This is a genomic window from Pseudomonas sp. So3.2b (assembly GCF_019464415.1).
GTDB classification, from domain to species: Bacteria; Pseudomonadota; Gammaproteobacteria; order Pseudomonadales; family Pseudomonadaceae; genus Aquipseudomonas; species Aquipseudomonas shahriarae.
On the sequence record NZ_CP080494.1, the window covers coordinates 5,182,075 to 5,207,150 of the forward strand.

Below are 25,076 nucleotides of genomic sequence, written 5' to 3' on the forward strand. Positions count from 1 at the left end.
CGTTATACTTGCCGGCTTTCCTGAATAAATGCCAACTAGGGTCCCGCCGCGCATGGATAAGACCTACCAGCCGCACGCTATTGAAACTTCCTGGTACCAGACCTGGGAGTCCGAGAATTATTTCGCTCCGCAAGGTGCGGGCGAGTCCTACACCATCATGATTCCGCCGCCGAACGTCACTGGCAGCCTGCACATGGGCCATGGCTTCAACAATGCGATCATGGATGCGTTGATCCGTTTCCGCCGTATGCAGGGCCGCAACACCCTGTGGCAGCCAGGCACCGACCACGCGGGTATCGCCACCCAGATGCTGGTAGAGCGCCAACTGGAAGCCACCGGCCAAAACCGTCACGACCTGGGGCGCGAGAAGTTCCTGGAGAAGATCTGGGAATGGAAAGACCATTCCGGCGGCAATATCAGCCGTCAGATCCGTCGTCTCGGCTCGTCGGTGGATTGGAGCCGCGAGCGCTTCACCATGGACGATGGCCTGTCGGAATCGGTCAAGGAAGCCTTCGTGCGCCTGCATGAAGATGGCCTGATCTACCGTGGCAAGCGCCTGGTCAACTGGGACACCAAGCTGCACACAGCGATTTCCGACCTTGAAGTGGAAAACCACGACGAGAAGGGTTTCCTGTGGAACCTCAAATACCCGCTGGCCGACGGCGCCAAGACCGCCGAAGGCAACGACTACCTGATCGTCGCCACCACCCGTCCGGAAACCATGCTCGGCGACGCCGCCGTAGCGGTTAACCCGAACGACGAGCGCTACCAGGCGCTGATCGGCAAGTTCGTCGAGCTGCCGCTGGTAGGCCGCCGCATCCCGATCATCGCGGACGACTACTGCGACCCTGAATTCGGCACCGGCTGCGTGAAAATCACCCCGGCCCACGATTTCAATGACTATGAAGTCGGCAAGCGCCATAACCTGCCGCTGCTCAACATCTTCGACAAGAACGCCGCCGTATTGCCGGCCTGCCAGGTGTTCAACCTGGACGGTACGCTGAACGACAGCATCGACGGCAGGATCCCGGCCGAATACGCCGGCCTTGACCGTTTCGAAGCGCGTAAGCAGATCGTTGCCGCCTTCGACGCCGCTGGCCTGCTGGTCAGCGTTGACGACCACGCCCTGAAAGTGCCAAAAGGCGACCGTTCCGGCACCGTGATCGAGCCGTGGCTGACCGACCAATGGTACGTGTCCACCAAGCCGCTGGCCGAGCCGGCAATCGCGGCTGTGGAAGACGGCCGTATCCAGTTCGTGCCTAAACAGTACGAAAACATGTACTTCTCATGGATGCGTGACATCCAGGATTGGTGCATCAGCCGTCAGTTGTGGTGGGGCCATCGCATTCCGGCCTGGTACGACGAGTCGGGCAAGGTCTATGTCGGCCGCGACGAAGCCGAAGTACGCGCCAAGAACAATCTGGGTCCGGACGTCGCGTTGCAACAGGACAACGACGTACTCGACACCTGGTTCAGCTCGGGCTTGTGGACGTTCTCCACCCTGGGCTGGCCGCAACAGACCGAGTTCCTGAAAAAATTCCACTCCACCGACGTGCTGGTCACCGGCTTCGACATCATTTTCTTCTGGGTTGCCCGGATGATCATGCTCACCATGCACTTGGTGAAGAATGAAGACGGCACCCCGCAGGTACCGTTCAAGACCGTGTACGTACACGGCCTGGTACGTGATGGCCAGGGCCAGAAGATGTCCAAGTCCAAGGGCAACGTCCTGGACCCGCTGGATATCATCGACGGTATCGACCTGGAAACCCTGGTGCAGAAACGCACTTCGGGCATGATGCAGCCAAAACTGGCGAAAAAGATCGAGAAGCAGACCCGCGACGAGTTCGCCGACGGCATCGCCAGCTACGGCACCGACGCCCTGCGTTTCACCTTCTGCTCGCTGGCGTCCACCGGTCGCGACATCAAGTTCGACATGGGTCGCGTCGAAGGCTATCGCAACTTCTGCAACAAGATCTGGAACGCAGCGCGCTACGTGCTGGACAAGGGCGAAGACTGCGGCCAGAACGGCGAAGCCTTTGAGCTGTCCCTGGCTGATCGCTGGATCATCTCGCAGCTGCAGCGCACCGAAGCCGAAGTGACCCGCCAACTCGACCAGTTCCGTTTCGACCTGGCCGCCCAGGCCTTGTACGAGTTCATCTGGAACCAGTATTGCGACTGGTACCTGGAACTCTCCAAGCCGGTGCTGTGGGACGAGAACGCGCCGGTCGAGCGCCAGCGCGGTACCCGTCGCACCCTGGTGCGCGTGCTGGAAGTGGCATTGCGCCTGGCGCATCCGTTCATGCCGTTCATCACCGAAGAAATCTGGCAGCGCCTGGCGCCGCTGGCCGGTATCGAAGGCAAGACCATCATGCTGCAACCTTGGCCAGTGGCCAATGAAGCACGCATCGACGAGGCTGCCGAAAGCGATATCGAATGGCTCAAGACCCTGATGCTCGGCACGCGCAATATCCGCGCCGAGATGAACATCGGCCCAGGCAAGCCTTTGGCGGTGTTCGTGAAGAACGCCAGTGCCGAGGACCAGCGCCGTCTCACCGAGAATGACGCCCTGCTCAAGAAGCTGGCGAAGCTGGAGTCGATCACCGTATTGGCTGACGGCGCCGAAGCACCGCTGTCTGCCACCGCACTGGTCGGCGAGATGGAAGTGCTGGTGCCGATGGCCGGCCTGATCGACAAAGGTGCCGAGCTGGCGCGCCTGGACAAGGAAATCCTGCGCCTGCAGGGCGAAGTGCAGCGCGTGGGCGGCAAGCTGTCCAATGCAGCCTTCGTGGACAAGGCCCCGGCCGAAGTCATCGACAAGGAACGCGCCAAGCTGGCCGAGGCCGAACAGGCGTTGGGCAAGCTGGCGGAGCAACGTGCGCGGATTTCCAGCCTGTAAGAGGCAACCCGGGTAAAAAAAGAGACCTTCGGGTCTCTTTTTTTTGGCCCTGGAAAACACCCCGCTTCCCACATTTGCCCGGGGCGGGCTCAGGATGTGTGACAATGGCCGCCACTTTGAGCCAACACCAGAATCATCATGACCGCCCCCAGCACACCCAAACCGCCCCGCAAGAAGCCGAAAACCGCCGCCACAGCCAAGCCCGTGGTGCCACGCAAAGAGGCCACTCTGCATCCGCGCAACCGCCACCAGGGCCGTTACGACTTCCCGGCACTGATCAAGACTACGCCGGAACTGGCCCAGTACGTGATCCTCAACCCCTACGGCAAGGAAAGCATCGACTTCGCCAGCCCGGACGCGGTGCGGGTGTTCAACCGGGCGCTGCTCAAGGCGTTCTATGGCGTGCAGCACTGGGATATCCCGGCTGACTACCTGTGCCCACCGGTGCCAGGGCGTGCCGACTACGTGCACTTCCTCGCCGACCTGCTGGCCAGTGTCAACGACGGCAAGATCCCCCGTGGCTCGATCGTCAAGGTGCTGGATATCGGCATGGGCGCCAACTGCGTCTACCCGCTGATCGGCTACATGGATTACCGCTGGAATTTCCTCGGCTCCGAGATTGACCCTACCGCCGTGGCGGCCGCCAAGGCCATCGTGCAGTCCAACGACCTGAGCAAGGTCATCCAACTGCGCCTGCAAACCAACCCGAAACATATTCTGCTGGGGCTGCTGGAGCCGGGTGAGCGTTTTGACCTGACCATGTGCAACCCGCCGTTCCATGCCTCCATGGACGAAGCGACCAAAGGCAGCGAGCGTAAGTGGCGCGCCCTGGGCAAGGCCGACCCCAAGCGCAAGTTGCCGGTACTGAACTTCGGCGGCCAGTCGGCAGAGCTATGGTGTGAGGGCGGCGAAGCGCGGTTTGTCACGCAATTGATCGCCGAAAGCGCGCATTTCGCCCATAAAGTGCTGTGGTTCAGCACCCTGGTGTCAAAAGCCTCGAACCTGCCTGCCATCGAGACCGCGCTGAAAAAAGCCGGTGCCCTGGAAAGCCAGGTAGTGGAGATGTCCCAAGGCCAGAAACAGAGCCGTTTTGTGGCCTGGACCTTCCAGACCAAGAACGAGCAGCAGATCTGGCGCCAGCGCTGGGTGCGCTAGAGGTAAATCGCAGGCAACAAAAAACCGTGCCCGGATCGCTCCGGTGCACGGTTTTTTTTGCTGCGTCTTACTTGTTGATCGAGTCGGTCAGGCCTTTGGCCACAACCAGCTTGATCACTTTCTTCGCAGCGATTTCGATGGCAGCGCCAGTCGAAGGGTTACGGCCGGTACGGGCTGGACGCTCGGTCACTTTCAGCTTGCCAACACCTGGCAGAGTGATTTCGCCGCCGTTGTCCAGCTGGTCACCAACGATCTGAGCCAGTTGCTCCAGTACGGCACGTACTTGAACCTTGGTGGTATCAGTGGATTCGGCGATATCAGCGATCAGTTGGTCTTTAGTCAAAGCCATTGTGGTGTTCCTTCCCTATCAAATTCATTTGGATTGCAGAGTGCAGTGTCAGCCATCGAGCCCGACCGTCATGGCCTGGCACCCCTGGCCATAACCGCGAGAGATCGGGGTTATAGATGCCTGAAACGGGGTTTGGTTCGACCTGACAAATGCTGAATGCACGCTTAACGCCGATACATCGCGTAAGACCGGGCAAAACTAGCACAGAGACGGGGAAATATCCGCTTCTACCTACCCATTTGGTCAGCTTTATCGCTCTAAACCGTGAAAAAAAGGCATCTGACCCGTCAGAGGCCTCCCGAAACCGCTTCAAACGACGCCGCGACCAACGGGTGCGGTACACTGGCGACTTTTTCCGGGAGGCCAACCGCTCCCGCTCAACCAGCCGAGAAGCCCATGCCGATCCGTCATTGCATCGTCCACCTGATCGACAAAAAACCCGACGGCACGCCCGCAGTTCTCCACGCCCGTGACTCCGAATTGGCCGAGTCCGCCGCCATCGAGAACATGCTCGCCGACCTCAACGAGAGCTATAACGCCAAACAAGGCAAGGCCTGGGGTTTCTTCCATGCCGAGTCCGGCGCGCACCCGTTCAGTGGCTGGTTGAAGGAATACTTCGAAGGCGGCAAGGATTTCACCGCCTTCAGCCGGATTGCCGTGGAGCATCTGCAAAAACTGATGGAGGAGTCCAACCTCTCCGTCGGCGGCCACGTGTTGTTTGCCCACTATCAACAGGGCATGACCGACTACCTGGCTATCGCCCTGCTGCACCACAGCGAAGGCGTGGCCGTGACCGACGAGCTGGACGTGACGCCCTCGCGCCACCTGGACCTGGGCCAGTTGCACCTGGCGGCACGCATCAACGTGTCCGAATGGCAGAACAACAAGCAGTCCAAACAGTACATCTCGTTTATCAAGGGCAAGAACGGCAAGAAGGTCTCGGAGTACTTCCGCGACTTTATCGGCTGCCAGGAAGGCGTCGACGGTCCGGGCGAGACTCGCACCCTGCTCAAGGCCTTCAGTGACTTCGTCGAAAGCGAAGACCTGCCGGACGAGTCCGCCCGCGAGAAAACCAAGACCCTGGTGGATTACGCCAGCAGCCAGGCCAAGCTCGGCGAGCCGATGGGCCTGGAAGAACTGTCGGGCCTGATTGATGAAGATCGGCCAAAGGCCTTCTACGACCATATCCGCAACAAGGATTACGGCCTGTCGCCGGAAATCCCGGCGGATAAACGCACCCTCAACCAGTTCCGCCGCTTCACCGGGCGCGCCGAGGGCCTGTCGATCAGCTTTGAAGCGCACCTGCTGGGCGACAAGATCGAGTATGACGAAGCCGCCGGCACCCTGATCATCAAGGGCTTGCCGACCCAACTGACCGACCAGCTCAAGCGCCGTAACTGATGCTCGGCGGGGTACTGAAGAAAGTCCTGCTGGTGTTGCTGGTGGTGGTGGCGATCCAGAACTGGGGCAAGATCGAGCGACTGTTCAATCCGTCGCAGGTCGTCCCGGAGCAGGTACGCGCCACTGCCCGGGTCACGCTGTACAGCACCGAGTGGTGCGGGTACTGCAAGCAGACCCAGCGGTTCCTCGATCAGAAGGGTATCCCCTACAAGACCGTGGACATCGAGAAGGACGCCCAGGGACGCAAGGCTTATGAGGCCCTGGGAGGCGGCGGGATTCCATTTGTGGACGTGAATGGCACGCAGATCCGCGACTACAACCCGGATGCCATCCTGTCCGCCCTGAACCTGTAGGCGCGAGCAAGCCCTAATGCCGACCCGTTAAGCGAACGCAATGCTCAACGCAGCGAAGACCAAATGTGGGATCTACGCCTGACTGAACGGCATTCGAGCAAACCCGCGCCTACAGCGGTTTGATTAACGGATTAAGAAGCCCAGGCGCGGAAAGTGCACATGCACGGTGCCGCCACGCTCATCCTCGCGGCGCAGGATCAACTCTTCGCGACCGGCAAACACCAACTCCCCCGCCACCGGGTCGACGCCGTAGTCGGTCGCGGCGATGGTCACTTGCTGGCCGACCTTGAACCCGTTGGGATCTTCAAACACTTCATCCGGCAACGCCGCAGGCGCGCTATCGCGGGCGATTTCCAGGGCCTGCCCGGCATTCATCTCGCTGGCGGTGCCATGCCCGAAGCCCAGCACCCGAGCAAGCCAGGCGCTGGCAGCCGGATAGTTATCCACAAGCGGCGAGGTCACTGATGAGCCTTTGAGGAACCACAACGGATGGGCCATGGCGAAGTCGGCAATCGACGGTTCGCCAAACAGGAAATCCCCTGACTGACGCTGCAACTGTTGCTCAAGCCGCGCAATGATTGCCGGCCACTGGTGCCGCGCCACCTCCAGCGGCATGCGGGCGGCGCTACCGTCGCCGAACATCTTGCTACGGTCGGCGACCAGCACCTGCAGCAACTGCGGTGGCACCTTGGCAAATTTCACGGCCAGGGATTCGGGTTGGAACACCAGGGCCACGGCATGGGAAAACACCACTGAATCGGCCCAGGCGGCAAAACTTTGGCTGAGCAGTTCCTGGCCTTCGGGAAACAGCGGCGGCGTGGCCTTTTCCTGTTCCAGGCGGCGGGCGATCAGCGCGGTGTCGCAATAAATATCCGCGCCCACCTGCAGCACCGGGGTTTTGCGGTAACCGCCGGTCAGGGCCGTCAGGTCCGGCTTGGGCATCACCGGGGGAATGATCACCGAATGCCAGGACAGCCCTTTGAAGCCCAGGAGCAGGCGGGCTTTTTCCGCGAAAGGGGATTGGGGGTAGTGGTGCAGGATCAACTCAGACATGCCGGACTCCGCCAGATGAAGGAGCGGCCAGATTATCGCGCAAAACCCCGGCGGCCTAGCCATTGGCCTGATGGGAACTGATCAGTCAGATTGATAAGCCCGGGCCAGACACTCCTTGGCGCTTTTCTTGAGCTTCTTTATCAGGCGTTCCTGGCGCAGGGCTTCGCCCTTGCTCGCGCAAGCCTCGGTATACACCAGCGCCACCGCCGGGCTGGACAGAAAAAACCGCGCGCCCTTGCCGCTCTGGTGCATCGCAAAGCGGCGCAGCGGATCGTTGCTGATCCCGCAATAGAGCGCGCCATTGGCCGCCCGGACCAGGTAGACAAACCAGGGTTTGGGCGCGACAGGTTCAGGTGGGCTGTTCACAAAAGGTTCTGGCAAACGAAAAGAGCGCCAATCTTATCAACGACTGGCCTGGAACGCCTTCAACCCTTTCAACGCCTGGCCGCGCACCGCGTTGCGCACCAGCGGCGTCCAGCCCAGCAGCAGGCCCTTGGTGCCAAGGGCCTGACGCGACCAGCGCCACAGGTCGAAATGGTCGTGGTGCTCGCAGATCTTGCCGTCGCGAAACACAAAGCGCGCCTGGATATCGTTGACCACCGTGCGGCCGGTCTGGCTGAACAGGTAGGTCGCCACCCAATGAGCACTGCCTTTGTTGTCGTCACTGTGTACCTGGTCGAAGGTCAGGGAAAAGTCCTTGGCCCGGGTGGTGAGCATGCGCCACATGTCGCCGGCATCGCGCCCGCGCAATTCGCCGAACGCCGGGTCGCTGAACAGCACATCCTCGGTGTAGCAGGCACTCATGGCCTCGGCATCCAGGCGCTGGAAGGCGCCATAGAACTCGTTGATCAGGGCGTTATGGGCGTCGCTCATGGGCAGCATCCGGCGAAGGGTTGAAAGTCACTTACGATAGTGTGCATGGGCCTGCAACACCATCGGCATTGATCTGCGGAATACCTAGGGCACCATCCCGCAGCTGCGAGCATAGGCGAACAGATCCACGTCGGTGGAAATACACAGGCGGTTCATGGCCGTGCTTTTCTGTTTGCTGATGGTGGAAATGCTGCGATTGACCCGCGCGGCGATCTGACTGACCGTCATGCCACTGGCGAGCATGCGCACCACTTCGCGCTCCTTGCCGGACAACTGCGGCTGTTGCGACTGGTCGCCCGTACCCGCCTCCACCAACTGCACCCGCAGGCATTCGCTGACAAAGGTCTGGCCGGCGTGCACCGTCTTGATAGCCAGGGGCAACTCCTTGGCCGAGGCACTTTTGGCGACGATCGCCTGTGCGCCGTGGGCAAAGGAGGCGCGCAAGGTGGCGACGTTGGCAAACATGGTCACCAAAATCACCGGCAACCTCGGGTACTGGCGGTGCAACAGGCTCAGCAGGCCATAGCCGTCAGCCTGCTGGCCGCCCGGCATAGCGAAGTCGGTCACCAGTACGTCGCAGGGCGTGGTTTCCAGCAACCGCAGCAGTTCATCGGGGCCATCGGCCTCCCCCACGACTTTGCACCGACCATTCGCCTCGATTACCACTCTCTGCCCGATACGCACAATGGGATGATCGTCAGCAATAATTACGCGAAGCATAAATACCCACGGATGATGGCAACTTGAATCCGCGCAAAATACCTGCGCCGGTCCCCTTCAACAACTGCCTGAGCTCCCGGTTTTTTCATCACGATCAATGTTTGGTAGCCAGCCCGGCAACACCTACAAAATAAAAAGAAAACGCCTACACCAAAAACTTTCAACACAGACTTCCATTTACCTACAAATCGACAAAGGCATCACAGCGAGCCCAAGTAAGTGAGGTAGGTATGCAAGTCAGCCTGGAACGCTTCCAGCTGCGACGCGCTCAATGCTATGCCCTGGGCATGGACGCGCTCGATCAGGCGCATGCCTCGCAACTCCAGGTCCGCCACCCCGAGGAAGGCCAGGCTCCCCACCAGGCGATGCAAGCGCTCGGCGGTCAACGGCGCATTCAGAGTCCGGCACGCATGAGCCAGGCCGACACTGTCCTCCCGGGCTTCGCAAAGCAGGCTGGCGAGCATCTGGTCCACTACAAGAGCATCGCCAAAGGTTTCAATCAGGCCGGCACGGGTCGGCCAGAGTGCCGAAACGGGCACCGGCGCCTGCACATCGGCCGGGCCTGGCAGCCACAATGCCAATACGCTATGCAATTGCCCCAGGGACAACGGCTTGAGCAACCAGGCATCCATGCCTGCATCGCGGCAACGCTGGGGGTCGTCATGTACCAGGTTACCGGTCAAGGCAATGATCGGTACCCGCCTCTGGGCGTTAGCGTGTTCACGCAGACGGATTGCACGGCTCATGGTGTAGCCGTCCATATGCGGCATCTGGCAATCACTGATCACCAGGTCGAATCGCCGTTCGGTAAGGGCTGCCAGCCCGTGCTGCCCGTCGCCGACCAATTGATGGCCCAGCCCGAGCTGTTTGAGGAACCACCCCATTAAGATGCGGTAGGCGGAGTGGTCTTCCACCACCAGTACCTTGAGGTGCTGCCAGTGCACAGGCGGTGTAGGCGAAGGTGTCGGTTCACGGGAAAGCACTGCGTTGGAAAATACGCCAGTCTCCATGGTCACCTCATGATTGCGATGGGTCCTGCAACGCCCAGCGCTCGTAGTAGGCCGGCAACGCTGACGCAACAGCCAGGGGACGTGCGAACACTTCACACGACTGCTATCGCACTACAAAAGTAGCCTTATGAAGGCGGTCATGACGATGCAAAAACTACGAAAAAACCAACTTTCCTACAAAACAAATTAACTTATTCCGACACGCTCCAAACTGATTTCCCTCTCCCGCCGATTGTCGTAATAGTTGTATTTCCCCTGCCCAGTCTCCCCGCTAAATTGCGCCTACCCCGAGAAGAGGGAGCTCAGGCGCCGCCCCGCAGCAGCCCTGAAACCCATAAGCCAAGCCGCCTTGTAAGCCACCCTTCACAAAGGGCAGGTATTGCCGTGTGCGCCTTATCAGCCGAACCTGCACTGGAACAACCTGAACATGAACAAGTCGTTAAACCTGGTGGGCACCGCCCTGTTGCTCGCCAGTGCCTCATCGGCCTTTGCCGCCAGCACCGTGGACCTTACGGTCAAAGGGCTTATCACCCCAAGCGCCTGCACCCTCACCGTGCCGGGCGCTATCGACTTCGGGAAAATCTCGGCCAAAGACCTGAACCCGGACACACAAACACGAATTGAAGACAAGACCCTGCAACTGACTGTGAATTGCGAGGCCATGACGCTGTTTGCGATCAACCCTGTCGATAATCGGGCAGGTACATCGCACGGCACCAATGCCTCAGGCTATGGCCTGGGGCTGATCAATGGCACGGAAAAACTCGGGATGTATGTAGTGATCGTGCGTAACCCCGTCGCCGACATCCCATCGCAAATGCTGCAATTTCGCGATGGCACATGGCGCATGCAGTGGGACGACGACTATGTCGCGCCCAACCGGTTGATTGCATTCGGCAGCTTTGTCCCGGATGTCGGCTACTTGCCGCACCCCCTCGAAACCGCATCCGTGGAGATCGTGCTCAATACCTGGATTGCCCCGGCAAACACGCTGACCCTGACCGATGAGGTGGCGCTGGACGGTTCGGCAACCCTGGAAGTGAAGTACCTCTAAACCGGTCGACGCTGCTTGGACCACTCCAGATAAAGGGCCCTATGTCTATGAACGCTTTTGCCTCCAGACTCCTACTGACATTGCTGTTCACACCGGCGGCATTCGCCGCCAGCACCACCGACCTCGCCGTCAAAGGCACCATTACGCCCAGCGCCTGCGCACCGTTGATCTCAGGCGACGGCACCATCGACTTCGGGAAAATGTCGGCCAAGGACCTCAACGCCGACCAGCACACCAAACTGCCCAATCAATCCATGCTACTGAGCGTGCGCTGTGAAGCACCGACGCTTTTCACCCTGAACACTGTCGACAACCGTGCCGGCTCCTCGGCCAACCACGACAACTGGCATGGCCTGGGCATGACGCCCGGGGGCGAGAAACTGGGAGGGTCCGCCTTTCATCTCTACACCCCGATAGCTGACGGTGCCCCGGTACGGACCATTACCTCGCGAGACGGCGGCGTGACGTGGGAACTGACCAATATGCTCAACCACACCCTGGTGACGGCAGTTGCGAGGGGCAATGACCTGGTACCTATCGCCGTCCGCGCCTTGGACGCGGAGATCCGCCTGTACACCCACATTGCGCCTGCCGATGGCCTGACCCTGACCGACGAAGTCCCCGTCGATGGGCACGCCACGGTCCAGGTCAACTATCTGTAACGCCACACACAGCCCCAATCGAAAGGAACTCGCTCCCATGAAACCCGTGTTCACCGCCATCGCCACCAGCCTGCTGCTGCTTGGCTCTGCCACCAGTTACGCGGCCTCCACCGTCGACCTGACCGTCAAGGGTCTGATCGTCCCCAGCGCCTGTACGCCTAACATGGACCATGGCGGAATCGTCGACCATGGCAAGATTTCCGCGAAAGACTTGCGTGCGGACAGCCCCACACAAATCGGCACCCACGTCCTGATCCTGGGGGTCACGTGCGATGCCCCGATTCAATTTGCCCTGCACGCCATCGACAACCGCGCCGGCTCGTCCCCCACTGCGGCCCAGTTCGGCCTGGGCTTGATCAACGGCACGCAAAAACTGGGCTGGTTCGGGTTGACGCTACGCAACGCGGTCGCCGACGGAATACCGATGCAGCCGATTGCATCCGCAGACGGCGGCAATACCTGGTACAGCGAAAAGTTCTGGAATCCAGGTTTGTACATGGCCGCAGCCACCATGGATGACGCCACCCAGCCGGCCTCCATCCAGGAGCTGGTGGCGGAACTGGTGGTGGAAACCAGCATTGCCCGTACCGACGGCCTGGACCTGAGCAACGAGGTCACCCTCGATGGTTCCGCCACCCTTGAAGTCAAGTACCTGTAACCCTTGGACGCCCATGCCTGGCTGAGACTTGCGGGCATGGGTATTTCTTTCGTATCGGCCGTGTCTACTTCGGCCAGTGGCGCCCACCGATGAACACCTACCCTCGCCTTCTGGCGATCTGGCTTTTGCTGACGAATGGCGCAGCGGCCTTCGCCGCGTCTTCTGTCGATATCACGGTAACGGGGCGGCTGACGCCGGATGCCTGCCACGTGACGCTGTCAGAGGACGGCACGGTTAATCATGGGAAAATTCCCGCACACACCCTCAACGCCAACGAGTTCACCGTACTACCGGGCCAGTTGCTGGAACTGAAGGTGCAATGCACCAGGCCGATGTTGTTCGCCCTGGTGGGGCTCGATAACCGCGCGCAATCCTCACTGGCCCCTGGGTTCTTCTATGGCTTGGGCCGAAACATCCACGTCCCGGCCGAGCGCCTGGGGTCCATCGCCCTGTCCTATCGCAACCCCCAGGGCGACTCACAGCCCATGCAGGTCCTGGCCTCCACCGACAGTGGCGAAACCTGGCGCCCGGAACCCAATGCGTACCCCAAATCCTATGTCGGCTTTGCCCTGCCCGGAGATCGCCAGCCGGACTTCATCGGCCAGTTGACGACTCAATTGCGCATCGACACGTCGATCAACTTCACCCAGTACCTGACCCTGAATCAGGAGGTGCCGCTCGATGGCTCCATCGTGCTGGACCTGCGTTACCTCTGACCTCTTCACGCTGCCCCAATGGAAGACCCCGGCATGACCACAACCTTACTCAAAACAGCAACCTGCTGGCTTGCCCTGTCGCTGCTGCTTGGCGCACAGGCCCAGGCCGACGGCATGGTGCCGGACACCTCCGTGGTGATTATTTACGAAGCCGAGGGTGAGGCCGCCGTTTCAGTGACCAACACCGACGGCCAGCTCGCCTTGTTGCACGTCACCCTGGAAGACATTCCCGAAGACACCGAACCCCTGCTGGTAGTCACGCCGCCACTGTCGCGGGTGGAGCCGGACAAATCGCAATTGGTCCGTTTCATCCTGCAAAGCCAACAACCGCTGCGTACCCAGCGGCTCAAACGGGCGATCTTCGAAGGTATGCCCCAGGGCCGTTCCGCGGCCAAAGCCGGGCACGCACAGGTCGGCGTGACGGTGCGCCAGAACCTGCCGGTGATCATCCACCCCAAGGGTCTGGCCCTCAATCGCACGCCCTGGACCAGCCTGACCTGGTCGCAACAGGGCAGTACCTTGCACGTGCGCAACGACAGCCCGTATGTGGTGCGCCTGGCCCAGGACCTGCGCCTGCTGCCCGGTGACGGCAAAGCCATGCTGCCTCGCACCTACGTGTTGCCCGGGGAGACCCTGAGTGTGCAGGCCAGCGGCGGCCCCGCCACTAAAGTGCGACTGCAACCGGCCACCGTCTACGGCTTTGCGGCTGCCGCCTACGAAGCCCCGATCATCTGACGAGCAACAAGAGGTTCCCGACCCGCCACAGACGCCCTTCAATCGAGTGCCTTTCGTGAAAACAATATTGAGCTCCCGTGACGGCGAAGCAGTGCCCGACACTCCCGCTCGCCTTGCCTTCCCCGCGATGCTGCTGGCCTGTGCCTTATTGCCGGGCAAAGCCTGGGCCGAAGCACGGCCCGGCTTCGACGCCACCACCCTGCACCAGCGCGGCATTGACCCAGAGTTGGCCAACCTGCTGCTGGACGCCCCGCGCTTTGCCGCCGGCAGGCAGGCGGTGAGCCTGCGGGTCAACGGCCAGCCTCGTGGGCGCCTGGAGGTGGGTTTTGATCAACAGGGCGTACTGTGTTTTGACCGATCCTTGCTGGACGCCGCCAACCTGACGATCCCCGGCGACGAAGGGCCCTGCCATGATTTTCTCGCGCAGTACCCACAAAGCCTGGTGGAGCCGGACCCCGCCAGCCTCAGCGTGTCCCTGGTGGTGCCGACCGATGCATTGCGCCCGGTGCAACAGGACGTCTCGGGCTATGAAACCGGCGGCGTCGCCGGCTTGCTCAATTACGATCTCACAGGGTTCTATAACCGCTTCGGCGACGGCAACAGCCGGTTTGGCTCGGCCAATACCGAGGTGGGTTTCAACGCCGGCGACTGGATCGTGCGCAGCCGCCAAGTACAGACCTGGCAGGATGGGCTGTCGCGCAGCACCCATCTGGAGGCCTATGCCCAGCGCACCTTTGCCAGCCATCAAGCCGTGCTGCAAGCCGGGCAGATCAGCCTCTACAACCCGGTGTTATCCGGTGCGCAGATCACCGGGGTCCAGGTCCTGACCGAACAGGCTCTACTGGAACAGGGGCAAAGCGCGACCATCGACGGTATTGCCAACAGCCCGGCGCAAGTCGAGGTGCGGCAGAACGGCGCGTTGATTCACTCCACGGTGGTGCCCGCCGGACCGTTCTCCCTGACGGACGTACGGCGCCCGAACTCGCGTTCGGACGTCGAAGTCACGGTCAAGGAAAGCAGCGGCGGCGAGCGACGCTTCACCGTCCCCGCCGCCATGCTCGGCCTCGGGTTGCCAGCACCGGGGTACTCGGTGGCGGTGGGCCGTGTGCGCAATATCGGCGATGCCCAGGGCGACGATCCGTGGGTCGCCAGCGCGGGCTGGACCGGTGCCGTGCACTCGCAACTGTCCCTGGGCAGCGGCGTGCTGATGTCCAGTGAATACCGGGCTGCGGGGCTGAGCCTGGGTTGGCTGCCGTGGCTGGACAGTCAGATCCAGCTGTCCACACAGCTCGCCGATACCCAGGCGCGGGATAAGGTCCGTGGCCTGCAAACCGACCTGTCCTGGGCCCAGCGCCTGAATGATCAGTGGTCGTTCAGCGTGGCCAATTCCTGGAGGACACCGGGCTATCGGGAACTGGAAGAAGCCACCTACGCGCCCGACACCACCCAGCAACCGCGCTCCCGTTATCGCGACCAACAAAGCGCCACGCTGGGCTGGTCCCACCCGTGGCTGGGGGCTTTCAGTGCCGGGGTTTCGCGCTCGAGCAGCGCTGACGGCGAGAGCAGCAGTCGCGGCCTGGCGTCCTGGGGCACCAGCGTCGGCGGGGTGTCATTGTCGGCCAGTGCCGAGTGGCAGATGGGCGGGCGCCAGCAGCAGGACAACGCGGTGTACCTGAACGTCAGCCTGCCCCTGGGCGAGAGCCGCCGCGTGCGGGCCTGGGTCCGCAACTCGGGTGGCGAACATCGCACGGGGCTGGGGCTGAACGAACAGATCGACGATCAATTGAGTTACCGCGTCAGCGCCGAACACGACACCCGCGACCAGCAGGTCGAAACCACCCTCGGCCTCTCGGCCCTGCCCCGCTACAGCCAACTCGATTTCAGCTACAGCCGCGCCGATGCCGAGCGTTCGAGCTATCAGGGCAGCGCCCGGGGGGCGTGGTGCTGCATGGTGGCGGTGTCACGTTGTCGCCGTATGCGGTGCGCGACACCTTTGCCGTGGTGGCGCTGGGCGACATGGGCGGTATCAAGCTGAGCACGCCCAGCGGCCCGGTGTGGACCGACTGGCAAGGCCAGGCCGTGGTGCCCCAGGTGAGCGCCTATGGCCGCAGCCCGGTAGAAGTGCAGACCCGCTCGCTGCCGCGCAACGCCGATATCAACAACGGCCTGACCATGATCTCGGCCGGGCGCGGCGCCGTGCAACGGGTCGAATTCGGCGTGACCTTGACCCGTCGAGTGTTGCTCACCGCGCGCACCGCGCAGGGGGAGTTGCTGCCCCGTGGCGCCTCTGTCAGTACCGCCAGCGGCGAGTTCGTGACCCTGGTGCAGGACGGTGGCCAGGTGTTCCTGCCCAACGTGCTGGAGCAGTCCGAATTGTGGGTCAGCGCACCAGAGATGGAGCGCTGCCGGCTGCAGTTTGAACTGTCGGCCAAGGGCGATCCCCAGGTGTACTTCGAAACCGCGCCAGCGAGCTGCAACGCCTTATGAGGACGATCACCATGCGCCTTTTCCGCGCTCCAAAGCGACTGATGGCGGTCGTGCTTACCGTCGGCCTTGCCGGCAATGCCCTGGCCGATGACGAGTGCCAGTTGACCCTCAGTGAATCCCTGCTGGATTTGGGCCTGATGAGCCGCCTTGCACAAAACGACAGCGCCCCCCAGCGCCTGCTCGGCGAACGCCGCCTGAGCCTGAACCTGAGCTGTCCGCAACCGGCGGATATGAGTGTGTTCTATCGGGCCCTGGCGGCGAATGCGCAATACCTGCAATTTACCGAACATGGACACTACGCCCTGCAAGTCAGCGATGGCGTGCTGGATGGCCAGGCAGTGGAGCTGGGGTTACTACCGGGCGCCGGCCAGCCTCCCGCCACCGTCGCCACAGCGTTGAACTGGCGTCCAGGCCATGGGGTGGTGCCGATGGTCCGCGGCACTCCGGTGCAAGGCCAGCACTTTTCCCTGCAAGTAAGCCTCAGTGCCTGGGCCGACGTGGCCGCGACCCACGTGCGCGATGCGACCACCTGGGAAGTGTCGGGCACCTTCGACGCCCCCCAAAGCGGACGCTACCGGGAACTGACCCTGCGCGCCCACTTCGCCCCCGTCGCTTGCACACCGCAGTTATCCAACGGCGGCCTGGTGGATTACGGCACCTTGCTGGCCAAGGACCTGAGCGCCACTGCAGAAACCCCGCTGCCCACCCGTACGTTGCAGTTTTCCGTGAATTGCGATGCCCCCGCACGCTTCGCCCTGGTGATGCACGACAACCGATTCGGCTCGGCCACCGGCGGCACCGATGAGACCGCCTACGGCCTGGGCGTGGATGCCAGTCACAACAAAATCGGTCGCTACTATCTGAACATCGACCCGGCGGACTTCAGCGCCGATAACCTGGGCACCCTCTATCGCACCGACTCCACCAGCAACGGCCAGGCCTGGAGCAGCGCCACCGCCCGGCAGATCCCGATCGCCGCCAATAGCCTGATGGGGTTTACCGACAGCATCGGCAGCACCCTGGGGCCGATTGCCGCTCAACACCTGGTCGGCACGGTGCGCATCAAGCCCTACCTGGCCCCCACCCAATCCATGGACCTGCGCAACGTGGTGCGTATCAACGGCTCCGGCACCCTGGAAATCATCTACCTCTGACCTCTGGAACCTTCTTTATGCACAAGCACTGCCTGGCTTTGCCCGCCCTGCTGTTACTGGTCTCGGCGCAACCTGCGCTGGCCGCCTCGACCGTGGACCTGAGCGTCAAAGGCCAGGTCACGCCGACAGCCTGTACCCCGCTGCTGTCCAGCGGCGGGATGATCGACTACGGCAAGATTTCCCAGCATGACCTGAACCTCGACAAGGGCACACGCCTGCCGATCAAGCAGTTGCAAGTCAGAATCGGCTGCAATGCCCCAGCGCGCTTTGCCCTGCGCATGCGCGACAATCGCAACGGTTCGGCCACGGTCAACAGCGAGATCTATTACGGGCTGGGGTTCGACAACAGTGGTAATCGCATCGGGCTGTATTCCATGACGTTTGATCCCAGAAAAACGCTGGTCGACAGTACTTCGCTGATCTACGGCACCGAGTCCACCACCGGCGGCCTGGCCTGGCGTACCGCCAACCTCAACACCATCGAGATTGGCGCCAACAGTTACCTGGGTTTCACCGAAACCAAAGACAGTGTCGCCGGACCCTCGGCGATTCAGGTTCTGATCAGCACGGTCAAAGTCGAGGCGGTGATCAATGCCCGGCAGAACCTGGACCTGAGCACCGATACCCCGCTGGATGGCTCGGCAACCCTGGAAGTGCTGTATCTCTAGAGTTTCTCGCTGGTGACCTGCACATACTGCGCACGTCCTGCGCCCAGCCCGGCGACGATTGCACCCAGGCCGATTACCGCGAAAATCCAGCCAATGGCCGTCCAGCCGCCGGTCCAGTCATGCACCAGGCCGACCGCGAACGGGCCAAGGGACGCCAGGGTGTAGCCGATGCCCTGGGCCATGCTCGACAGGTTGGCGGCCACATGGGAATCGCGCGAGCGCAGCACGATCAAGGTCAGCGCCAGGCTGAACGTGCCACCCTGTCCCAGGCCCAACAGAATCGCCCAGCCCCACAGACCGTCCAACGGTGCATACAGGCACCCGAACAGGCCGCCGAGGGTCAGCAGCATCACCACCACAATGGCCAGGCGTTGATCCTTGCCACGGGTGGCCAGCCAGGGTGCGGCCAGGGAGCTGGCCAGTTGCACGATGATCGAGCCGGACAGGGCCAACCCGGCTTCAGTGGCACTCAGGCCACGGCCGATGAGGATCGACGGCAGCCAGCCGAACACGATATAGGCCAGGGACGATTGCAGGCCCATATACAACGTCACCTGCCAGGCCAGCGGGTCGCGCAGCAAGCCCTTGACCCGGTACGCCACCTGGTGGGCGCCGTGTTTCTGCCCGACTTGCGGTAACCAGAACAGCGCCGCCAGCAGTGCCGGCAGCATCCAGAAGCCCAGGCCGATGTTCCAGCTGTCTGCGAAGTAATGACTCAACGGCACCGTGGCCCCTGCTGCCAACGCCGCGCCCAGGCACAGGGCCATGGTGTAGACCCCCGTCATGGCCCCGGCCTGCCTGGCGAAGTCACGCTTGACGATCCCCGGCAACAACACCCCGATAATGCCGATACTGGCCCCGGCCAACAGACTGCCGGCGAACAGCCCGACCTCACCGAACGAGCTGCGCAGAATGATCCCGGCGGCCAGGGTCAATAAAATCCCCAGCACCACACGCTCGGCGCCAAACCGTCGGGCGAGGATCGGCGCCATGGGCGCAAACAGGCCCAGGCACAGCACCGGCAAGGTGGTCAGCAGGCCGGCCTGGGCCGCCGACAACCCCAAGCTGGCGGACACTTCACTGAGCAGCGGTGCCATGCTCGACAACGCCGGGCGCAGGTTCAACGCCACCAGAATCAGGCCCAGTAATAACAGCCACGGACGATGCACCTGCGGCGGACTGTGCTGGACCACCTCGTCGTCGGCCTCGGCGTCGATCAGCAATTCTTCAAGGGCATTTTCTGGGCGGGGCATGGCGTTCTCGGGTTCAAGGTTCATTGATCAACTGCCGGGACAGGGCTTTGGCGCGCTCCGGGGCCTGCTGCTCCACGGCATTGAGCAGTTCGACATGCAGGTCGAACACTGCCTGGCGACGCGGCTTGATATTCAGGGTCTGGCGCAACTGGGCGCCGACGATGCTGGAAAAGTACTGGTACAGCTCACTCAAGGCCGGGTTGTGGGCCGCGTCCACCAGGCGCTTGTGGAACACCAGGTCGCACTGGATGTAGTGCTCCAGGTCGCCGTGGTAGTGCTCGCCACTGGCCCGCAGCGCTTGGTGCAGGCGTTGCAGATCCTCAGGGGTGCGGCGCAAGGCCGCCAGGCCGACGGCCTCGACCTCAAGAATCTGCCGCGTCTCCTGCGCCTGCTCCAGGGTGCACTGGGACATGGCATTCATCACCCCCAACGGATCGGTCATGGAACGCAGGTAGCTACCGTCTCCCTGGCGAACCTCGATCAGCCCGGAGAACGCCAGCACCCGCATGGCCTCGCGCACGGTATTGCGGCTGATGCCCAGCTCGGCCGACAGCTCCGGCTCGGTGGGCAGGCGCTCGCCAATCGCCCATTTGCCTTGGGTGATGCGCTGGCGCAGTTGGTCCAGGGCCTGGTCGACCAGGGAGCGTTTGATCAGAGGGGCGATGTCCGGCATGGGTTTTGTACTTTCGTCCAATCATAGGATGAATTTTCGTACAGCCTATTCGGAGTTGCCTACAGAAGCAACGCACCAGGGTTTTCAGGCGGGCAAAGGAAGCGAATTTTCGATCAGTAAAATTACCCTTCAAGGGTAATTATTGGCCTCAGGTGTCTTATGGAAAAGTACACACCTCATTACGATTTGGCGGTGATAAAGGCGGATGTCAGGCGGCTTGGAAGGAACGCAAAACCATCAGTGTCCAGGGCATGGGGCGTCGGGTCGACACTCTTTCAGGCTGGGGATGCAAAGCCTGTGGCGACGGCTTTTGGGACCCCGATACCGATAGTGCGGATCGCTATGCAGAAGCGGGTGATAAGCTGGTTCTCGCCGCGCGAAAAATGATCGGCGCCGAGATAAAACGCATCCGCCGAAAACGGCACCTTACACAAAAAGAAGCAGTGCAATTGCTGTCCGGGGGCGGCCACAACGCGTTCTCTCGGTACGAGCGCGGTGAGTTGATGGCACCCAAACCCTTGGTGCTGTTGATGCGGTTATTGGATCGTCACCCACATTTGCTGGCAGACGCAAAAGCTCTCGCCGAGGGTGCTGATTTGTTCGGTGCCTTCACCTCTACCGTGAACAGCGACACTGAAGTACTCAACGCTTCCTAGCCGCAAAAAAAACCCGGCGCCAGGCCGGGTTGGTCTCAAACATCCATCAATGCAAAATCTGACTCAAGAACAACTTGGTCCGCTCATTCTGCGGGTTGTCGAAGAAGTCATTGGGCGCCGCCTGTTCCACGATCTCGCCCTTGTCCATAAAGATCACGCGGTTGGCCACGGTGCGCGCAAAGCCCATTTCGTGGGTCACGCACAACATGGTCATGCCGTCTTCGGCCAGGCCGATCATGGTGTCCAGCACCTCCTTGACCATCTCCGGGTCGAGGGCCGAGGTCGGCTCGTCGAACAGCATGATTTTCGGCTTCATGCACAGGGCACGGGCAATCGCCACACGCTGTTGCTGGCCGCCCGACAATTGCCCCGGGAACTTGTGGGCCTGCTCCGGAATACGCACACGTTCCAGGTAGTGCATGGCGATTTCCTCGGCCTTGCGCTTGGGCATCTTGCGCACCCACATCGGCGCCAGCGTGCAGTTCTGCAGGATGGTCAGGTGCGGGAACAGGTTGAAGTGCTGGAACACCATGCCCACTTCCCGGCGCACGCTTTCGATCTGCTTGAGGTCATTGGTCAGTTCCACGCCATCGACCACGATCCGCCCCTGCTGGTGCTCTTCCAGGCGGTTGAGGCAGCGAATGGTGGTGGATTTACCCGAGCCCGACGGGCCGCACAGCACGATACGCTCGCCCTGCTTGACGTTGAGGTTGATGTCTTTCAACACATGGAACTGGCCGTACCACTTGTTGACGCCCTGCATCTGGATAATGCCTTCAGGGCTCACCGGCTGTTTGATTGCTTCGCTCATCAAAAAACTCCTAACGCTTGTGGCCAGTGTCGAGCTTGTGTTCCAAATGAATGGAATAGCGCGACATACCAAAACAGAAAATCCAGAACACCAGGGCCGCGAACACATAGCCTTCAGTGGCCATGCCCAGCCATTTCGGGTCGGCGGCGGCTTGCTTGACGCTGTTGAGCAGGTCGAACAAGCCGATGATGATCACCAGGCTGGTGTCCTTGAACAGCGCAATAAACGTGTTGACGATGCCGGGGATCACCAGCTTCAGGGCTTGCGGCAGGATCACCAGGCCCATGCTGCGCCAGTAGCCCAGGCCCATCGCGGCGGCCGCTTCGTACTGCCCCTTGGGAATCGCCTGCAAGCCACCGCGCACCACTTCAGCCACATAGGCCGACTGGAAGAGGATCACGCCGATCAGGGCCCGCAGCAGCTTGTCGATGCCCATGCCTTCAGGCAGGAACAGCGGCAGCATCACCGACGACATGAACAGCACGGTAATCAACGGCACGCCGCGCCAGAACTCGATGAAGGTCACACACACCACACGAATCGCCGGCATGTTCGAGCGTCGCCCCAGCGCCAGCACAATCCCCAGGGGCAAGGCCCCGGCGATGCCAACGGTGGCGATGACCAGGGTCAGCATCAGGCCGCCCCATTGGCTGGTGGCGACGTTGGTCAGGCCGAAGATCCCGCCGTGCAGCAGGAAGTAGGCGATGATCGGGTACAGCACCAGAAAGCCCAGGCCATAGACCGCCTTGCGCTGAAACCGCGAGATAAACAGCGGGGCCACGCCAATCACCGCCAGCCACACGGTGAAGTCCACGCGCCAGCGCAGGTCGCCGGGATAGTAGCCGTACATGAACTGCCCGAAGCGCTGTTGGATAAACACCCAGCAGGCGCCTTCCTTGGTGCAGTCGGCGCGGGTGGTGCCGACCCAGTTGGCGTCGAGGATCGCCCACTGCAGGATCGGCGGCACCACCAGGTACACCAGGTAGAACGCCAGCAAGGTCAGCAGGGTATTGAGCCAACTGGAAAACAGGTTGGCGCGCATCCATGCCATCGGGCCGAAGACTTTGTTCGGCGGCGGCATATCAGGTTTGAAAGTATGGGAAGTCATGCGGGTGTCCTCACCGTTCGATCAGCGCAATGCGCTTGTTGTACCCGTTCATCAGCAGGGAAATGCTGATGCTGATTGCCAGGTACACGCTCATGGTGATGGCAATGACCTCGATGGCCTGGCCGGTCTGGTTGAGCACCGTGCCGGCAAACAGCGAAACCATTTCCGGGTAACCGATACCGGCGGCCAGGGACGAGTTTTTCGCCAGGTTCAGGTATTGGCTGGTCAGCGGCGGGATGATCACCCGCAGGGCTTGCGGGATGATGACCTTGCGCAGCGTGGGCCCGGGGCGCATGCCCAGGGAGCGCGCGGCTTCGGTCTGGCCGTGGCTGACCGACTTGATGCCCGAACGCACGATCTCGGCAATAAACGCTGCCGTGTAAACCGTGAGCGCCAGGGTCAGCGCCAGCAGCTCGGGGATCAGAACCCAGCCGCCGACGAAGTTGAAGCCCTTGAGTTCCGGCATTTGCCAATGCACGGGCGCACCAAACAGCAACGTGCACAACGCCGGGATCACCAGGAACAGCCCCAGACCCGCCCAGAACTTGTGGAACGGCACGCCGGTGGCTTCAAAGCGTTTATTGGCCCAACGGCTCATCAACACAATGGCGATGATCGCCACCATCACGCTGACGACAAACGGCCAGAACCCATCGGCCGCGACGGCCGCCGGCATGTTCAGGCCACGGCTGCTGACAAAAAAGGTGTCGCTGAAGTTATGGCTGTTGCGCGGCCCCGGCATGGTCAGGAACACCGCGAAATACCAGAACAGGATTTGCAGCAGCGGCGGAATATTGCGAAACACCTCCACATACACCGTCGCCAGTTTGCTGATGATCCAGTTCGGTGACAGCCGGGCCACGCCGATGATAAACCCGAGGATGGTGGCCAGGACCACACCGATCACGGTGACCAGCAAGGTGTTGAGCAGACCGATCACAAAGACCCGGGCATAGCTGTCCGATTCGGTGTAGTCGATCAAATGTTGAGCGATGCCGAAACCGGCGCTGCGCTCCAGGAAGTCGAAGCCGGAGGTAATGCCCCGGTGCTGAAGATTGGTTTGCGTGTTGTTGAACAGGTACCAGCCCAACGCGACCACCGCCACGATGGTGATGATCTGGAACAGCCACGCACGCACTTTTGGATCACTGAAGCTGAGCTTCTGTTTTGGTGCGCCGATTTGAGTTTGCATTAAGTGCCCCGCAAAAAATGGAACAGAACATCACCCGGCGGTTGGCCCACCGGGTGATAGAACCATCAGCGATCAGCGCACAGGAGGTGCGTATTGAATGCCACCGTTGTTCCACAGCGCGTTCAGGCCACGGTCGATTTCCAGCGGGGTGCTCTTGCCCAGGTTGCGCTCGAACACTTCACCGTAGTTACCGACCTGCTTGACGATCTGGACCACCCAGTCCTTCTTCACTTTCAAGTCTTTGCCGTATTCGCCGTCAGCGCCCAGCAGACGGGCAACGTCCGGGTTCTTGGTGGCCTTGGCTTCAGCCTCGACGTTTTTCGAGGTGATACCGGCTTCTTCAGCGTTGAGCATGGCGTAGCCCACCCAGCGCACGATGGCCAGCCACTCGTCGTCGCCATTACGCACGACCGGGCCCAGGGGCTCCTTGGAAATGGTTTCCGGGAGGACCACGTAGTCTTTCGGCGCGGCCAGCTTGCTGCGCTGGGCGAACAGTTGCGACTTGTCGGAGGTCAGCACGTCGCAGCGCCCGGACTCCAGGGACTTGGCGCTTTCATCGGAGGTGTCGAAGGTGATCGGGGTGTACTTGAGGTTGTTGCCACGGAAGTAGTCGGAAACGTTCAGCTCGGTGGTGGTACCGGCCTGGATGCAGATGGTTGCACCGTCCAGTTCCTTGGCACTTTTCACGCCCAGCTTGTTGTTGACCAAAAAGCCGATGCCGTCGTAGTAGGTGATGAACCCCGGGAATTTCAGGCCCATGCCCGCATCGCGGGAGCTGGTCATGGTGGTATTGCGCGAGAGGATGTCGACTTCGCCAGACTGCAGCGCGGTGAAACGCTCCTTGGCATTCAATTGGCTGAACTTGACCTTGGTCGCGTCGCCGAACACCGCAGCGGCCACAGCGCGGCAGTAGTCAGCGTCAATCCCGAGGATCTTGCCGCTGGCATCCGGCACCGAGAAACCCGGCAGGCCGTCGCTGACGCCACATTGCACAAACCCTTTCTTCTGCACTGCATCCAGGGTGGCACCGGCCTGGGCCAGACCACTGATCCCCAATACGGTCGCCGCAGTCACGATGGCCAGGGTGGACTTCAATACCTTCATTCAAACCTCCAGTTGCTCTTGTTGTGTCGGAGCTCGAACCTCTGCGCACCCTTATGAGGCGATATCGACCCGTGTTGGCTTTTTTTGGGGTCAAGCAGCAAGAGGCTGTCGCTGTCATTGCAGCGGCTATCCCAGAGGCGGTAGTCACTGATAGTGTTACCGTCCCCGGATAGTTCTGACATCGACCTACACATAGCAAGCGCCGTACCAGAGTGTCAGCTGAGTCGTTTCAGCCCAGGATCAATCGCAAAACAGTCAACCATGCGACATCTTGTTAACTGAGCCGCCTTGCACGAACTGCCTTGTCGCATCTCTTCGGCGCGCACGCACAT

Annotated in this window: 25 protein-coding genes and 1 pseudogene; 14 read left to right on the plus strand and 12 right to left on the minus strand. The window is 61.4% G+C overall.

Annotated features, from left to right (window positions below; genetic code table 11):
- Positions 1–52 precede the first annotated feature (52 nt).
- Both K1X80_RS23285 and rlmF read left to right on the plus strand, forming a co-directional pair.
- The gene (locus K1X80_RS23285; RefSeq protein ID WP_186625889.1) at positions 53–2,899 is read left to right on the plus strand and encodes a valine--tRNA ligase; all 2,847 of its coding nucleotides are present in this window, start codon (positions 53–55) and stop codon (positions 2,897–2,899) included.
- 138 nt (positions 2,900–3,037) lie between these two features.
- On the plus strand, positions 3,038–4,054 hold the full coding sequence (gene rlmF, locus K1X80_RS23290) for a 23S rRNA (adenine(1618)-N(6))-methyltransferase RlmF (protein WP_057958549.1): 1,017 nt from the start codon (positions 3,038–3,040) through the stop codon (positions 4,052–4,054).
- A gap of 67 nt (positions 4,055–4,121) precedes the next feature.
- Here rlmF and K1X80_RS23295 read toward each other — a convergent pair whose 3' ends face one another.
- Positions 4,122–4,403: an HU family DNA-binding protein gene (locus tag K1X80_RS23295; protein ID WP_038443110.1), complete on the minus strand. Its 282-nt coding sequence runs from the start codon at positions 4,401–4,403 to the stop codon at positions 4,122–4,124.
- Between the two features lie 396 nt (positions 4,404–4,799).
- Here K1X80_RS23295 and yejK point away from each other — a divergent pair, with 396 nt between their 5' ends.
- Positions 4,800–5,804 (plus strand): nucleoid-associated protein YejK, encoded by a 1,005-nt coding sequence (gene yejK / locus K1X80_RS23300; protein WP_038443112.1) that lies wholly within the window; start codon positions 4,800–4,802, stop codon positions 5,802–5,804.
- The gene (locus tag K1X80_RS23305) at positions 5,804–6,157 is read left to right on the plus strand and encodes a glutaredoxin family protein (protein ID WP_057438267.1); all 354 of its coding nucleotides are present in this window, start codon (positions 5,804–5,806) and stop codon (positions 6,155–6,157) included. Before yejK ends, K1X80_RS23305 begins: the two co-directional genes overlap by 1 nt.
- 123 nt (positions 6,158–6,280) lie before the next feature.
- Here K1X80_RS23305 and K1X80_RS23310 read toward each other — a convergent pair whose 3' ends face one another.
- The 5 genes from K1X80_RS23310 to K1X80_RS23330 all read right to left on the minus strand — a co-directional run bounded on the left by K1X80_RS23310 (position 6,281) and on the right by K1X80_RS23330 (position 9,813).
- Entirely contained in the window at positions 6,281–7,210 is a 930-nt protein-coding gene (locus K1X80_RS23310) for a glutathione S-transferase family protein (RefSeq protein WP_057438265.1), read from the minus strand.
- A gap of 81 nt (positions 7,211–7,291) precedes the next feature.
- Positions 7,292–7,576 (minus strand): GIY-YIG nuclease family protein, encoded by a 285-nt coding sequence (locus K1X80_RS23315; RefSeq protein WP_057444436.1) that lies wholly within the window; start codon positions 7,574–7,576, stop codon positions 7,292–7,294.
- Between the two features lie 36 nt (positions 7,577–7,612).
- Entirely contained in the window at positions 7,613–8,083 is a 471-nt protein-coding gene (locus K1X80_RS23320) for a nuclear transport factor 2 family protein (RefSeq protein WP_057444437.1), read from the minus strand.
- An 84-nt stretch (positions 8,084–8,167) separates the two neighbouring features.
- Positions 8,168–8,803, minus strand: coding sequence for a response regulator transcription factor (locus tag K1X80_RS23325; protein ID WP_057438263.1), 636 nt, complete (start codon positions 8,801–8,803; stop codon positions 8,168–8,170).
- A gap of 200 nt (positions 8,804–9,003) precedes the next feature.
- Entirely contained in the window at positions 9,004–9,813 is an 810-nt protein-coding gene (locus K1X80_RS23330; protein ID WP_057958546.1) for a hybrid sensor histidine kinase/response regulator, read from the minus strand.
- A gap of 427 nt (positions 9,814–10,240) precedes the next feature.
- Here K1X80_RS23330 and K1X80_RS23335 point away from each other — a divergent pair, with 427 nt between their 5' ends.
- The 9 genes and pseudogenes from K1X80_RS23335 (at position 10,241) to K1X80_RS23370 (ending at position 17,947) form a co-directional block, all read left to right on the plus strand.
- Entirely contained in the window at positions 10,241–10,867 is a 627-nt protein-coding gene (locus tag K1X80_RS23335; protein WP_057438259.1) for a DUF1120 domain-containing protein, read from the plus strand.
- 47 nt (positions 10,868–10,914) lie between these two features.
- The gene (locus K1X80_RS23340) at positions 10,915–11,529 is read left to right on the plus strand and encodes a DUF1120 domain-containing protein (RefSeq protein ID WP_057958544.1); all 615 of its coding nucleotides are present in this window, start codon (positions 10,915–10,917) and stop codon (positions 11,527–11,529) included.
- A gap of 37 nt (positions 11,530–11,566) precedes the next feature.
- The gene (locus K1X80_RS23345; RefSeq protein ID WP_169989496.1) at positions 11,567–12,187 is read left to right on the plus strand and encodes a DUF1120 domain-containing protein; all 621 of its coding nucleotides are present in this window, start codon (positions 11,567–11,569) and stop codon (positions 12,185–12,187) included.
- 89 nt (positions 12,188–12,276) lie between these two features.
- Positions 12,277–12,903, plus strand: a complete 627-nt coding sequence (locus K1X80_RS23350) for a DUF1120 domain-containing protein (RefSeq protein WP_115128933.1) — start codon at positions 12,277–12,279, stop codon at positions 12,901–12,903.
- Positions 12,904–12,936: 33 nt separating this feature from the next.
- Positions 12,937–13,638 carry a fimbria/pilus chaperone family protein gene (locus K1X80_RS23355; protein WP_057958542.1) on the plus strand — a complete coding sequence of 234 codons (702 nt, stop codon included), beginning with the start codon at positions 12,937–12,939 and terminating at the stop codon, positions 13,636–13,638.
- A 127-nt stretch (positions 13,639–13,765) separates the two neighbouring features.
- Positions 13,766–15,792: pseudogene (locus tag K1X80_RS23360) on the plus strand (fimbria/pilus outer membrane usher protein); the annotation flags it as partial.
- 18 nt (positions 15,793–15,810) lie between these two features.
- On the plus strand, positions 15,811–16,125 hold the full coding sequence (locus K1X80_RS28335) for a FimD/PapC C-terminal domain-containing protein (RefSeq protein ID WP_258571570.1): 315 nt from the start codon (positions 15,811–15,813) through the stop codon (positions 16,123–16,125).
- Positions 16,126–16,136: 11 nt separating this feature from the next.
- Positions 16,137–17,279: a DUF1120 domain-containing protein gene (locus tag K1X80_RS23365; RefSeq protein WP_057958540.1), complete on the plus strand. Its 1,143-nt coding sequence runs from the start codon at positions 16,137–16,139 to the stop codon at positions 17,277–17,279.
- A 17-nt stretch (positions 17,280–17,296) separates the two neighbouring features.
- On the plus strand, positions 17,297–17,947 hold the full coding sequence (locus K1X80_RS23370) for a DUF1120 domain-containing protein (protein WP_169959725.1): 651 nt from the start codon (positions 17,297–17,299) through the stop codon (positions 17,945–17,947).
- Here the strand turns inward: K1X80_RS23370 and K1X80_RS23375 are convergent.
- On the minus strand, positions 17,944–19,224 hold the full coding sequence (locus tag K1X80_RS23375; RefSeq protein WP_057438249.1) for a CynX/NimT family MFS transporter: 1,281 nt from the start codon (positions 19,222–19,224) through the stop codon (positions 17,944–17,946). The two genes, K1X80_RS23370 and K1X80_RS23375, sit on opposite strands and share 4 nt — an antisense overlap.
- Positions 19,214–19,873: a FadR/GntR family transcriptional regulator gene (locus K1X80_RS23380; protein ID WP_057438247.1), complete on the minus strand. Its 660-nt coding sequence runs from the start codon at positions 19,871–19,873 to the stop codon at positions 19,214–19,216. The genes K1X80_RS23375 and K1X80_RS23380 overlap by 11 nt, the downstream gene beginning before the upstream one ends.
- 152 nt (positions 19,874–20,025) lie before the next feature.
- On the opposite strand from K1X80_RS23380, the gene K1X80_RS23385 reads away from it, so the two are divergent.
- On the plus strand, positions 20,026–20,529 hold the full coding sequence (locus tag K1X80_RS23385) for a type II toxin-antitoxin system MqsA family antitoxin (RefSeq protein WP_258571533.1): 504 nt from the start codon (positions 20,026–20,028) through the stop codon (positions 20,527–20,529).
- 46 nt (positions 20,530–20,575) lie between these two features.
- Here the strand turns inward: K1X80_RS23385 and K1X80_RS23390 are convergent, their stop codons facing one another.
- The 4 genes from K1X80_RS23390 to K1X80_RS23405 all read right to left on the minus strand — a co-directional run bounded on the left by K1X80_RS23390 (position 20,576) and on the right by K1X80_RS23405 (position 24,744).
- Positions 20,576–21,340, minus strand: a complete 765-nt coding sequence (locus K1X80_RS23390; RefSeq protein WP_045062117.1) for an amino acid ABC transporter ATP-binding protein — start codon at positions 21,338–21,340, stop codon at positions 20,576–20,578.
- A gap of 10 nt (positions 21,341–21,350) precedes the next feature.
- A complete protein-coding gene (locus tag K1X80_RS23395) occupies positions 21,351–22,448 on the minus strand; it encodes an amino acid ABC transporter permease (protein ID WP_220172527.1) in 1,098 nt (365 codons plus the stop codon).
- A gap of 10 nt (positions 22,449–22,458) precedes the next feature.
- Complete coding sequence (locus tag K1X80_RS23400; RefSeq protein WP_220172528.1) at positions 22,459–23,640, minus strand: amino acid ABC transporter permease; 1,182 nt, start codon at positions 23,638–23,640, stop codon at positions 22,459–22,461.
- 72 nt (positions 23,641–23,712) lie between these two features.
- Positions 23,713–24,744 carry an amino acid ABC transporter substrate-binding protein gene (locus K1X80_RS23405; RefSeq protein ID WP_057438245.1) on the minus strand — a complete coding sequence of 344 codons (1,032 nt, stop codon included), beginning with the start codon at positions 24,742–24,744 and terminating at the stop codon, positions 23,713–23,715.
- Between the last annotated feature and the right edge of the window lie 332 nt (positions 24,745–25,076).